Consider the following 13461-nt stretch of genomic DNA (forward strand, 5'->3'; position numbering starts at 1 on the left):
AACTATCGACTATAGATCGGTAGTTTTATTGTTATCCCAACAAATATTAATACCTTAGTTCTTGCTTTTTTATTTGTTGTAACAAAGTATTGAATCATTAAAAAACACACAGATGGATCAACCACAAAAGTGGACGGAAACAATAGAAGATAAACATTCTTTATTTGATTTAAAATTAAAGGAAGTCTGGAAATATAAAGATCTTGTATATATGTTTGTGAAAAGAGATTTTGTCTCAAGTTTCAAGCAAACAATCTTAGGACCTATCTGGTTTTTTATTAACCCTATTTTAACCACTATTGTTTATTTAATTGTCTTTGGAAGAATCGCAAAACTTCCTACAGATGGCTCTCCTCCTCTTTTATTCTATCTGGCAGGGGTAACTCTTTGGAATTATTTTTCCTCTGCTTTAACGGGAACTTCATACACTTTTGCAGGAAATGCAGGAATTTTTGGTAAAGTGTATTTTCCAAGACTCGTTACTCCTATTTCTATCGTCATATCCAATCTTATGCGCTTCGGAGTACAAATGTTTTTATTTGTAATTGTATGGGGTTATTATTTATCGAAGGAAGAAATACATCCTCATTGGTGGTGGATTTTAATTACTCCTTTCCTTATTTTTTTAATGGCTGTATTTGCTTTAGGAACAGGAATGATATTTTCATCTCTTACCACGAAATATAAAGACCTCAATATGATTTTAGGATTTGGTGTAAGCCTGTACATGTATGCAACCCCAGTCATTTACCCAGCTTCATCACTGACAGGAATATTCAAAAAAATATCATATTATAATCCTCTTACAGGTATTTTCGAATGTTTTAAATATTCTTGGATCGGGGTTGGAGATTTCTCTCCGTTGATGTTGGGACTCAGCACCATTATAATTTTTGTTATCTTTATGATAGGTCTTGTCATCTTTAATAAAGTTGAAAAAACATTCATGGACACTGTTTAATGAAGACAATTTGAAGTTTTTAACACTATAGAAGTAAATATAAATGCTAGCTTTAAAAGCAGAAAACATATCAAAGCAATATCGTCTTGGCCAGGTAGGAACCGGGACTCTTTCTCATGACCTTAATCGGTTTTGGCATACAATAAGGGGCAAAGAAGACCCTTACCTAAAGATAGGCGAAACCAATGACAGATCTGTAAAGGGCAGCTCAGATTATGTTTGGTCCTTACGGGATATTAATTTCGAGATTGAGCAGGGAGATGCGGTAGGAATTATCGGAAGAAACGGCGCCGGAAAATCAACACTCCTAAAATTATTAAGTAAAGTAACTAAGCCTACTACTGGAAAGATATATACCAACGGAAGAATTGCGTCTCTTTTGGAAGTCGGAACTGGCTTTCATCCTGAAATGACAGGCCGGGAAAATGTTTTTTTGAACGGAGCGATCCTAGGAATGACCCGCAAAGAAATTACCCGAAAATTTGATGAAATTGTAGACTTTTCCGGAGTAGAAAGATATATTGATACACCTGTAAAAAGATATTCATCGGGAATGTATGTCCGCTTAGCATTTGCGGTTGCGGCTCATTTAGAATCTGAAATTCTTATTGTAGACGAGGTGTTGGCGGTTGGTGATGCCGAATTTCAGAAAAAATGTCTTGGAAAGATGGGTGACGTAAGTAAAGGTGAAGGAAGAACTATTTTATTTGTAAGTCATAATATGCTGGCAATAAAAAAATTATGCAACAAAGGTATTCTTTTAGAAAAGGGTTTATTAAAGCATTCGGCAGAAATTAATGATGTTATAAGCATTTATACTCACAATGCTGAAAGTGAAGAAATAATTCCGAATTCAAATAAGGAAATTTATTTGAAGGGCTTTAAAAGTTATGCTAAAAATGACAGAGAAAGTAATTTACAAACTACTCAAAATGGAATTTTAGAATTCCACATTCATTCGCATAAAAATATAAAGAATATAAATATTGGAATTGGTTTTAATGATGATTTAGGCAACCGTTTATTCACTCCGTTTTCTGCACACTTTCAGAAGAATTTCGATTTAGAAACAGGCGAAAATATAATTTATTGTGAAATTGAAAATTTCCCTTTAAAATCCGGAAAATATACTTGCGAAATTTATATTGGTGACCGTTCTCAGGTATTCGATTATTATGATAAAGGCTTACAAGTGAATGTAAAAGATAATTACACTATAGAAAAGCCTGATTATTCTCAGGGGTATTTTATAGTGAATCAAAATTGGACAAATGAAAGAAAATAATCTAGAAGAAGAATTATTTTGTACAAATTTCGAGCTCAGAAACCTTTCTGACTTATTGGTTTATGGCAAAGCTGAAAGATGGGTATATGGCTTTATGCTTAAAAGGTATGAAGACGAACATCTAAACCGTTATTTGTATGCCCTGCAATATACTTCCCAAAAAAAAGTTTTGGATATAGCTTGTGGTTGTGGATATGGTACATTTTTAATGGCAGAAAAGGGAGCGGAATCTGTTATAGGGGTTGATTTAAGTGAAGATGCTATACGATATGGAAACCACAGATATGCCCGCCAAAACTTAAAAAGGTTTGTTGCTGATGCAACAAAATTCATCCATGACCACCTGTTTGATGTTATCGTAAGTTTTGAAACTGTAGAACATATTCCCAATTATTTAGATTTTATTGAAAATCTATACCGAAACTTATCTGATAACGGAACACTACTTATCTCAACTCCAATTACTAAAACAACCACTTCTGCTCCTAAAAATCCTTTTCATGTAATTGAATGGAACTTTTATGATTTTCAAAATTTATTTAAAGACAGATTTGATATTGTAGAAATAATGATTCAGGAAGTCATAATCCAAGAAGAGAGTAAGCGAAAAGAATACAATATAAAAAATAGAATTCTAAATAGAATTTCCAAAGAAAATTTAAAAATAACAAAAGGAAAGAGTTTCGAAAAATTTGCTGGTCAATATGATATGAATCAATGTCATGAAGGATATCAAACTCTGGTACTGAGGAAAAAAACAAGTTCGGAAATTATTTAAAAAACATCAAAAGCCTATTATTCATTGCTTACTACTTTACACCGTAAGAATAATTTTGATATTCTCAGACTGATTTTTGCCAGTCTGGTCATCGTATCACACTCATTTCCATTAACAGGAGAAAAGGAAATTCTTTCAGACTTAACTAAAGGACAACTAACTTTCGGAGCACTTTCAGTAGATTCTTTTTTTATTATGAGTGGCTACCTCATTTTTATAAGTTTAAAAAGAAGCAATAGCTGGTTAAATTATTTATGGAAGAGATTACTAAGGCTTTATCCAGCCCTATTTATATTAATGCTTTTCACATTGCTTGTTGTACCTTTCGTTTATACCGGTAAAAATATATTCCATGAAAAACTCTATTGGACTTATGCTCCTAATTGCCTTTCGTTATACAAAGTTCAATATGATATTCCCGGAGTATTTGAAAAAAATATATATCCCAAAGCAATTAATGGCAGTTTGTGGTCATTGAGCTACGAATTTACCATGTATCTTTTTTTGCTTTTGTTGTATCCCTTAAGAAAATCGAATAAGGCACTCACAATTATAATTTTAACATTTATTGTTTCCTATCTATTATTTCAATTTAAACCTTATTTTTTAAAGGCGTTTTTGGCCTCACATATTTATTTAGACGCTCAGCAACTCTATCGTTTAGCAATGTTCTTTCTTTCAGGAAGTATTTTAACTTGTATTAATTTAAAAAAGTACAATACACTTTACATAAGAATTCTTTTATGTTTAGCATTAATAGTTTCACTTATCTTTAATTTTTACCCCATTGTATCTCCGTTCATATTACCTATAATCGTTTTGTTCATTGGTACATTACATACCCACTCAATCACTGAAAAACTAGGGGATATTTCCTATGGAGTTTATATTTACGGATTTATAGTCCAGCAAATATTGATGTTTTTTTTCCATCTGAATTCCTCCAGTTTAATGGTTATAAGTTTACTCATCACTTACATTCTTGCTTATTGCTCATGGCATATCATTGAAGAAAGAATGCTGAAATATAAAAATATTCTTTAATGAAAAAGCTCGCCATCATAATTCCCTACTACAAAATAGATTTCTTTGAAGAAACTATAAAGTCTGTTGCTGTTCAAAACAACAGAAATTTTGTTTTATATATTGGAAACGATGCTAGTCCCGATAATCCCTTGCCCATTATAGAAAAATATGCCTCAGATTTCTCTTATCATTATTTTGACTATACAGAAAATCTGGGTGGAAAAAATTTAGCATTGCAATGGGAGAGAATTTTAGACAATGTACAAGAAGAATGGTTTCAGATTTTGGGAGATGATGATGTAATTGCAGATAACTTTGTTGAAGAATTTTACAAAAAACTCCCCTATATTGAAGAAAAGAGTGCTTCGGTCGTAAAATTTTCTCACCAGTGGATTGATGAAGATAATCAGCTTATTAAAGACTTTGAGTATCCTTTTTCAGAAATTACCCCACAAGATTTTTTTTTACAAAAATATCACGATGAAATAAAAAGCAGTCTTTCTGAAAATATTTTTAAAATGGCTATTTACAAAAAACATAAATTTGAGAAGCTGCCACTTGCATGGGGAAGCGACGATCTCGCTATTTTAGCATTTGCCAATAAGCACAATATTATTTACATAAAAGACACAAAAGTTAAAGTAAGAATAAGTACTAAATCTATTTCGGGATCTAATAATTATGATGAATTAAAAGAAAAAGCATTACATCAAATGAAAAGCATTATTATCACAAAATATTCTAATTTCTTTTCGTTTGACTTCATCAATAAAATAATTAATCAGTACATATATCAAAGTTATCAGAAAGGGTTCAGTTTTTATTATCCTGTAATTTTTTATTATCTTAAACATTTGAAATTTACTGCTTTTTTGAAAGCTCTAAAAAAAACCTATTATATTTATAAAAAGAATGCCTAAAATTTCCATCATAGTTCCATGTTACAACCAGGCGCAGTATCTGGATGAATGCCTTCTCTCTGTTCTGGAGCAATCTTATACGGATTGGGAATGCATTGTTGTAGATGATGGTTCTCCAGATAACACCGAAGAAACTGCTCAAAAATGGATTGAGAAAGATTCCCGTTTTAAATACTTAAAAAAAGAAAATGGAGGCGTTTCGTCAGCAAGAAACTTTGGAATTGAAAATGCAAACGGAGAATGGATCTTACCTCTTGACGGGGATGATAAAATTGGAAATCAGTATCTAGAATTGGCGTCCAACAACTTCCACAATGCAGATCTTATTTATTGTGATGGCCAGTTCTTTGGAAGCAGTACTGAAAACATGAATCTTCCCGAATTCAATCCCTTCCTTATTCTTTTTGAAAATCAAATTTTCTGCACGACTTTTTTCAAAAAAAATGACTGGAAATTGATTGGCGGATTTGACGAAACCATGCATCTTGGATATGAAGATTGGGATTTTTGGTTAAGCTTCATTTCTTTAAAAAGACTTTTTAAATCTTTTAATAAATAACAGAAAGCTTCAGTCTCAGATCGATCATTATAAAAGAATATTAAATAGTAAAAGATACTTATTTATTAATAGAATGTTTAATTTTTTTAAACGTTAAAACAAGCTTATTGTATGTTCACTATTAGAGTTTCTATTATTGTTCCATGCTACAACCAAGCGCAATATCTGGATGAATGTCTGCGTTCTATTCTGGAGCAATCTTATCAGGATTGGGAATGCATTATTATAGATGATGGTTCTCCAGACAATACAGAAGAAACTGCAAAAAAATGGATTGAAAAAGATGCCCGTTTTAAATACTTAAAGAAAGAAAACGAAGGTGTCTCATCCGCCAGAAATTTTGGAATTGAAAGAGCTCAAGGTGAATGGATTCTGCCTCTTGATGGTGATGATAAAATCGGAACAGAATATCTTTCACGAGCAGCAAAATATTTTGAAAATAATTTTACCATTATTTATTGTAAAGCTAATTTATTTGGAACAGAAAACGGACCCTGGAATCTCCGGAAATATTCTTACTCAGAAATGCTATGGATAAACCATATTTTCTGCTCAGCATTCTTTAGAAAGCAATCTTGGCTTGATGTTGGAGGATATGATACCTCTTTTGTCCTTGGAATGGAGGATTGGGATTTTTGGCTTTCCATTTTACAACCTGACTCAAAAGTTTTGCAATTAGATTATACCGGTTTCTATTATCGAAGAAAAAAAATATCGAGAGATACCGAGTTTTTAAAATCTGCGGACAATCAATTGGTAACAGAAAAAAATATATACACAAAACACCTAGACAAATATTTATTATTTGATAAAAATCCTATTACAAACTTTACTATACAACAAAAGAAAATTACAAAACTACAAAGACTGGAAGGTGAAATTTCAAAAAATATCTTCACCAGATTCCTATACAAATTAATAGAAAAGCTATAAATTCTATGATTTCAATAATAGTTTCGTCGTATCAGGAAAATGATTTCAGCAGGTTTTCAAAAAGCGTGCACGAAACTATTGGTATTGAAGATTTTGAAATTATCAGGATCTGGAATCCTAATTTGATGAGCATTACAGAAGCTTATAATTCAGGAGCCGAAAAATCGAAATATGAAATTCTATTGTTCATTCATGAAGACATTATTTTTCATACCGAAAATTGGGGAGAAAAGCTAATACATCATTTAAACAATCCAGAAGTTGGCATTATTGGCGTTGCAGGATCATCATATGTTCCTGTTGCTCCTTCGAGTTGGACAGTTTCAAAAGAATATAATGCTGTAAATATCTTACAAAGTGATAAAGAAAAAACAATAATAGAACACTTACAATCTGTTCATCAGCAAAAAACAAAAGTATATGCTATTGACGGAGTTTTTATGGCGATTACTAAAAAAAACTTCAATACAATTAAGTTCAATGAAAATATAAAAGGATTTCACGGCTATGATCTTGATTTCAGCCTGAGAGCAGCAAAAAAATTTCAGAATTATGTAGTGAATGATATTCTTGTTCAACATTTTTCAAAAGGCAACCGTGATAAAAAATGGTTGGATGCTAATATTAAAATTAAAGAAAAAATAGAAAGCAAATTCCCGCATCCAAAAAATTCAGAAACAGAAAAAAAAACTTTTCTTTCTTTTCTGCATCAATATTTTACTCATTATCCCATAAATTCAGAAAACATTCTTTTTTCTTTCAAATTTTTTCCCTTTAAATATCTTACATTTCAAGATAAGGTTTTAATTTTAAAGAAATATTTCAATTACATCAGATTTTCATCTGACATTAATAAAAAAACACAATGATTATAGGAAATGGTCTCATAGCAAAATCTTTACAAAATATAGACTCGGATGAAGTTCTGTTTTTTGCTTCAGGTGTCTCAAATTCATTGGAAACAAAAGATTCCGAATTTCAAAGAGAATTTACCTTACTTCAAAATGCTTTAACGTCATATCCTCACCTTCGCTTTTTCTACTTTTCAACTTTAAGTATTTCGGATCAGTCGAAACAGAAAAGCCAATATGTACTTCACAAAAAAGCGATGGAGAAATATATTGCTGATCATTCCAATGATTATTTAATCATAAGAATAGGAAATTTAATAGGCAAAGGTGGAAATCCTAATACGCTGTTTAATTTTTTTAAAAATAAAATTCTTCAGAACGACAGTTTTGAAATTCATACGGAAGCAAGACGGTTGATTTTAGGAATTGAGGATCTCAACACCTTTATTTCAGGCCTACATAGTAAAAAGTATAATAAAATCTTAAACTTTTCTTATCCTTATTATTACAAGCCCGAAGAAATTGTTTCTGCATTAGAAGGAGAGATCGGCAAAAAATCTTCCTATAAAGAAATCAATGACGGCGATTTCTATATGGTTGAATTTTGTGAAGAAGCAACAGATTATTTTAAAGGAAAAGAACCTAACGAGTATTTGACAGAATTAGTAAAAAAATATTTATAAACTATGTCTAAAGTCTTCGTTATCATCGCCACCTATAATGCCATGAAATGGGCAGAAAAATGTTTTAGCAGTCTTAAATCATCTTCTGTACCGGTTAAATGTATCGTTATTGATAATGGCTCAACAGACGGAACTCAACATTTCATTCAGACTCATTTTCCTGAGATAGATTTCATCCAATCCGAAAAAAATTTGGGATTCGGAAAGGCTAATAATATCGGAATAGAAAAGGCGTATAAAAACGGAGCGGACTTTTTCTACCTGATGAATCAGGACGCCTGGATTTATCCCGATAGCATTGAGAAATTACTGAAAGCCTATGAAACTCACCCCAATCAGAAAGAAATAGGTATTTTAAGTCCTATGCATCTGGATGGGAGCGAACAACTTCTCGATATTTTTTTAGATAAATATATTGCCCATAACTTTGAAAAAAACCGATTAATTTCTGATCTGTATTTTCAAAAGTTAAAGCCCTTTTACGAAATGAATTTCGTGAATGCCGCTCATTGGCTTATTCCCAGAAGTACAATTGAAACAGTGGGAGGATTCAACCCTTACTTTTTCCATTATGGGGAAGATACAGAATATGTAAACAGAGTTCATTTTCATCAAAAGAAAATCCTTCTTATCCCCGAAAGTAAAGTGGTACATGATGGGAAACAGGATCTGAAAAAAGTAGATCCTAAAAAGTATGAGAACCTTAGTATTGAGACTAAAATGATCAATCCTAATCTTCCCAATGCTATCGTTTTTGAAAAAAAATCTTTACGGAAAAGCATTCTCAAAAACCTATTAACAGGAAATACATCCGAATATAGAATATTATTAGAGAAATACCGGAAAATTTCAAAAGAAGAGAAAAAACTCTCAGAAATCAGAAATCAGGTACAACAAATTGGTTTGACTTTTCTAAATACTTAAATTTGATATACAACAAACCAAAGAATGATCATTTATAACCTATAAAAGAATGATAATCTGTTTTATTGTGAGAAAACAGATTGTTTAAAGAAGAAATAAAAATATGTGTGGAATAGCCGGAATCGTTACCCAAAATGCAAAAAACTACTCTGAAGCCATTCAGAAAATGACGGATGCTATTGCGCATCGCGGTCCGGATTCTGCCCATCATGAATATTTTGAAAATATTGCTTTAGGCCATCGAAGGTTATCCATCATTGACCTTTCGGAAAATGGTAAACAGCCGATGTTTTCTAATTCAAAAAATGAATGTATTGTTTTAAATGGTGAAATTTACGGTTATCAGTCCATCAAAAAACAATATGGTGAATATTCTTACCAAGGAGGATCCGATACGGAAGTGATTCTCGCCATGTATCAAAGAAAAAAGGAGCATCTGATTCATGACCTTCCTGGAATGTTTGCTTTTGCTATTTGGGACGATGAAAGGCAACAACTTTTCTGTGCTCGAGACCGATTTGGCGAAAAACCATTTTATTATGCTCATGGAAGAAATGGAGAATTTATTTTTGCCTCCGAAATCAAAGCCATTCTTGCAAGTGGGCTTGTAGAGCCTAAACTCAATCAGGAAGCACTCTCCCACTATCTTCAATATGGTTATGTAAGTACATATCAGAGTATTTACAGCAATATATTTTCACTCCCTCCTGCCCATCAGTTAATTTGGAAAGAAGGAGAAATCAATGTTTCAAGATACTACAGTCTTCCGAAAAAAGACCGTGTTTTAAGTCTTTCAGAAGCTAAAGAAGAATTTACTTACCTATTGAAATCCGCTATTGAAAAGCAGCTTATTGCTGATGTTGAAGTCGGAAGCTTTCTGAGCGGAGGTCTGGATTCTTCCTCTGTTGTGGCTATGGTAAATGAGTTTTTACCTCATCAAACCACCATCAGCTTCGGGTATGATCATGAAGACAGTGAGCTTAAATATGCCAAAGAAATTGCAGAAAAATACCATACAAAACATATCGAAATTCACGAAAAGAAAGAAGATCTGGTTTCAGGAATTCAGAAAATCATTCCTTTCTTAGATGAGCCTTTTGCTGACCGTTCTAGTGTTCCGCATTTTGAGATCTGTAAAAGTGCAAGAAAAAACCTGAAAGTGGTCCTTTCCGGAGATGTAGGTGATGAATTGTTTGGCGGCTATAGTTTTTACAAGGTGGAGTATGAAATGAAAAAACATTTCGGCTATCAAAGCCTTTTAGCTCGGTTTGGGTTAAAATTGTATCAGAACATCCGGCAAATCTCTTACATTTCACAAAAAAATATTCAATATAGTTCCATTTTGGATTTTCATCAGAATGAAGTCAGAAATTTCTTTGACAACAATGAAAGAGCTTCTTTAGGAATCACTCAGGATTATCAGCAGCCTTACAGCTTTAAAGCGGATAAAAATTCTCTGAATGACATTATGCGTACCGATTTAGAAAAGTTTGTCCCGGGAAATATGTTGGTAAAATCGGATCGTATGGCAATGGCCAATTCTTTGGAAGTCAGAACTCCGTTTTTAGATATTGACTTTGCAGAATTCTGTATTCAACTTCCGGATCAGCTTAAAATAAATTCTGAGAACGATAAAATCATTTTAAGAGAATCGATGAAATCTTACTGGACGGAAACCATCAGAAACAGGAACAAACAAGGTTTTGGACTTGGAATAGGAAACTGGTTTAAAGAAGAAAGCTTACTCAAATTCTCTGATGAATTATTAAAAGACAAAAATCAAAAGATTTTTGATTATATCGATTTTAAGGCGGCACAAAAGTTTCTGGACAAAGGCCAAAAACACTGGAATCTGCTGCAATTGGCTTTATGGGCAAATCATCATTCTAAATTCTTATAAGATGGCGCTTAACGTATCAGTCATTATTCCTGTTTACAATGCAGCACAGTTTTTAGAAAAATCTGTACAATCTGCCCTACAGTTCGAGGAAGTAAGAGAAATCCTGTTAATAGAAGATGCATCTACAGATGAGTCTCTTTCGATCTGCAAAAAACTTATCACCGAAGATTCCCGTATAAAACTGTATCAGCATCATGACAAAGGAAACCATGGAGCCGGTGCCACCAGAAATCTAGGCCTTCAAAAAGCCCAAAGTGAGTTTATTTCCTTTTTGGATGCTGATGATTATTATCTTCCCAATAGATTTGATGCTGAGAAAATCCTATTTAATGATTCCGATATTGAAGGAGTTTTCGGCGCAATTGATGTAGAATATTTAAGTGAAAAAGGAAAAGAAGAATTTCAGGATAAATTTAAAAATACAACGCTTACTACCGTTAATTATCATGCTGAAGGAGAAGAAGTTTTTAAAGGTCTTTTAGGTTTAACAGCTAAAACTTTCGGAACATTTTTCCATTTGAACACATTAACCATAAGAAAATCAGCTCTTCAAAAACATGATTTGAAGTTCAACGAAAAACTTCGTGTACACCAGGATTCGGATTTTATTATAAAGCTGGCTTACTTATGTCATTTAAAATCTGGAATTATTGATAAAGCCATAGCAATACGGGGAGTGCATGACGACAACAGGATTACCAAAATAAAACCTTATTCGAAAAAGTTTTATCAAAACAATCTCCTTCTCCAACAGTCACTGTATGAATGGAGTACTATTGTAAAGCTTAAGCCTGAATATTCGAAAAGAATACATTTAAATTACCTCAGCTTTACAATTGCCAATAAAAAGGGCTTTAATAAATACTTTTCCTATTTTATCAACTGTATGAAGTATCCTGAATTATTAAAAACAAGATACCGCTTTCATGCATTAATGAACTCAACAACATAAATAAACTACATATTTACAGATATAGAATAAAATGAAAATCTCCGTAATCATTCCTGTTTATAATGCCGAAAACTATGTTACACAAGCTGTAGAGTCTACTTTACAGTTTGATGAGGTTTTTGAAGTGATTCTTGTTGAGGATAAATCTCCGGATAATGCTATTGAAGTTTGCCGAAATCTGGAAAACAAATATGAAAGAGTAAAGCTCTTCCAGCATCCTGACAAAGAAAATCACGGAGCCGGAGCAAGCAGAAACCTGGGTATTGAAAAAGCGACCGGAGATTTTATAGCTTTTCTTGATGCAGATGATTATTATCTTCCCAATAGATTCGATGCTGAAAAAAAGCTGTTTGAGAATCAGGAAGTCGATGCGGTTTACGGTGCTTTGGGAGTACATTATTATTCCGAAAAAGCAAAAGAGCAGTATGAACCGCTTTTTGGCGATCGTTTAACGACGGTTTATAAAAAACATGATCCTGAAGATGTATTTCCGGGACTGCTTAATATGAAGGGAAGCTTTGGGCTTTTCAGTATTGACGGTCTTACCATTAGAAGAAAGCCGCTGCTTGAAAAAATACAGCCTGTTTTTAAAACTCATCTAAGACTACACCAAGACACAGAATTCTTATTAAGAAGCTCCTATTATCTTAGATTTCATCCCGGAATTTTGGATAAAGCTATTGCCATAAGAGGCGTGCATGAAAGTAACAGAATCACGCAGGTTGATTCCAACAAAAAAAAGCCTTCGATAACCAGGGTCATGCTTTGGAAAGAAGTCAATAAATGGGCAGAAAGTGAGCCAGCAATTCCTAAAGACATTAAAATACACATTAAAAGAACGCATAGAAGTTGGGAAATAGCCAATTCTTCTGTCGGAAAAAAATGGGGAATGATCTTAAAATATCTAATTACCGACTACAAAAGCATCAGATCAGGTCTTTATAATATTAATTTTAGAAATAATTTATTTTAAAATATATGGAAAATAACTGGGCAGAATTCTGGAACAAAAAACAAGACGGCTTTGACAATATTATGCAGCATACTACTGCTTATTTTCAAAAAAACTATATCAGGATTTTCCCTCTTGAGCAAAATGATGTTCTGCTGGATTACGGATGCGGTCCCGGTTATTTTTTAGAAAAATGTACTTCTTATAAGAACAACTTTGCAGGAATAGACATTTCGAAAAACTATATCCGGTTTTGTAAAGAAAAGTTTAATACATACCCCAACTTCAGCTTTTATCTTATAGAGGATTCCAATAATTTTTCAACGATTCAACATGTTATTTCTGAAAAAAAAGTGAACAAAATAGTATGCTTAAGTGTTCTGCAATATTTTTCCGATGAAAAAGCGGTAGAAAATTTCCTGGACATGATCTTCAGTTCGGGAAAGATCCATGCTACATTTGGTGATGTAATTCCGAAAAACAGCAGCATTATCAAAGATACTTTTTATGTTTTTATGGGAGCTCTTAAAAACGGCTTTATCATCAGTTATGTTTCTTTTATTTTGAAAACATTATTTTCCGATTACCTGAAAAAGGATAAAGCACCACTCTTGCAATTTGACAAAGATTTTTTTATCAATTATGCTAAAAAGAATAATCTTAACATCTCTATACTGAATTTATCAATCCCTAAAACCCGTTTTACGGTTGTTCTGAGCAATAGAGATTAAAATCAG

The 13461-nt window shown here is 32.6% G+C and carries 14 protein-coding genes; all 14 read left to right on the forward strand.

Annotated elements, in window-relative coordinates:
* Positions 1-112: 112 nt before the first annotated feature.
* The 14 genes from MKS83_RS12695 (at position 113) to MKS83_RS12760 (ending at position 13455) form a co-directional block, all read left to right on the forward strand.
* Positions 113-961, forward strand: coding sequence for an ABC transporter permease (locus tag MKS83_RS12695; protein ID WP_240579989.1), 849 nt, complete (start codon positions 113-115; stop codon positions 959-961).
* Between the two features lie 43 nt (positions 962-1004).
* Positions 1005-2246, forward strand: a complete 1242-nt coding sequence (locus tag MKS83_RS12700) for an ABC transporter ATP-binding protein (protein ID WP_240579990.1) — start codon at positions 1005-1007, stop codon at positions 2244-2246.
* Entirely contained in the window at positions 2233-3024 is a 792-nt protein-coding gene (locus MKS83_RS12705) for a class I SAM-dependent methyltransferase (protein ID WP_240579991.1), read from the forward strand. Before MKS83_RS12700 ends, MKS83_RS12705 begins: the two co-directional genes overlap by 14 nt.
* Positions 3025-3048: 24 nt before the next feature.
* On the forward strand, positions 3049-4068 hold the full coding sequence (locus MKS83_RS12710; RefSeq protein WP_240579992.1) for an acyltransferase family protein: 1020 nt from the start codon (positions 3049-3051) through the stop codon (positions 4066-4068).
* Positions 4068-4970 (forward strand): glycosyltransferase family 2 protein, encoded by a 903-nt coding sequence (locus MKS83_RS12715; RefSeq protein WP_240579993.1) that lies wholly within the window; start codon positions 4068-4070, stop codon positions 4968-4970. Before MKS83_RS12710 ends, MKS83_RS12715 begins: the two co-directional genes overlap by 1 nt.
* Positions 4963-5529 (forward strand): glycosyltransferase family 2 protein, encoded by a 567-nt coding sequence (locus tag MKS83_RS12720; RefSeq protein ID WP_240579994.1) that lies wholly within the window; start codon positions 4963-4965, stop codon positions 5527-5529. The genes MKS83_RS12715 and MKS83_RS12720 overlap by 8 nt, the downstream gene beginning before the upstream one ends.
* A gap of 111 nt (positions 5530-5640) precedes the next feature.
* Positions 5641-6462, forward strand: coding sequence for a glycosyltransferase family 2 protein (locus MKS83_RS12725; protein ID WP_240579995.1), 822 nt, complete (start codon positions 5641-5643; stop codon positions 6460-6462).
* Positions 6463-6467: 5 nt separating this feature from the next.
* Positions 6468-7331, forward strand: a complete 864-nt coding sequence (locus MKS83_RS12730) for a glycosyltransferase (RefSeq protein ID WP_240579996.1) — start codon at positions 6468-6470, stop codon at positions 7329-7331.
* Entirely contained in the window at positions 7328-7996 is a 669-nt protein-coding gene (locus MKS83_RS12735) for a hypothetical protein (RefSeq protein ID WP_240579997.1), read from the forward strand. Before MKS83_RS12730 ends, MKS83_RS12735 begins: the two co-directional genes overlap by 4 nt.
* A 3-nt stretch (positions 7997-7999) precedes the next feature.
* Positions 8000-8920, forward strand: coding sequence for a glycosyltransferase family 2 protein (locus tag MKS83_RS12740; RefSeq protein WP_240579998.1), 921 nt, complete (start codon positions 8000-8002; stop codon positions 8918-8920).
* Positions 8921-9023: 103 nt separating this feature from the next.
* On the forward strand, positions 9024-10820 hold the full coding sequence (gene asnB, locus MKS83_RS12745) for an asparagine synthase (glutamine-hydrolyzing) (RefSeq protein ID WP_240579999.1): 1797 nt from the start codon (positions 9024-9026) through the stop codon (positions 10818-10820).
* Between the two features lies 1 nt (position 10821).
* On the forward strand, positions 10822-11772 hold the full coding sequence (locus MKS83_RS12750) for a glycosyltransferase family 2 protein (protein ID WP_240580000.1): 951 nt from the start codon (positions 10822-10824) through the stop codon (positions 11770-11772).
* 31 nt (positions 11773-11803) lie between these two features.
* On the forward strand, positions 11804-12745 hold the full coding sequence (locus tag MKS83_RS12755; RefSeq protein ID WP_240580001.1) for a glycosyltransferase family 2 protein: 942 nt from the start codon (positions 11804-11806) through the stop codon (positions 12743-12745).
* 5 nt (positions 12746-12750) lie between these two features.
* The gene (locus tag MKS83_RS12760; RefSeq protein ID WP_240580002.1) at positions 12751-13455 is read left to right on the forward strand and encodes a methyltransferase domain-containing protein; all 705 of its coding nucleotides are present in this window, start codon (positions 12751-12753) and stop codon (positions 13453-13455) included.
* Positions 13456-13461 lie beyond the last annotated feature (6 nt).

It is taken from the genome of Chryseobacterium sp. Y16C (assembly GCF_022488405.1).
GTDB classification, from domain to species: Bacteria; Bacteroidota; Bacteroidia; order Flavobacteriales; family Weeksellaceae; genus Chryseobacterium; species Chryseobacterium geocarposphaerae.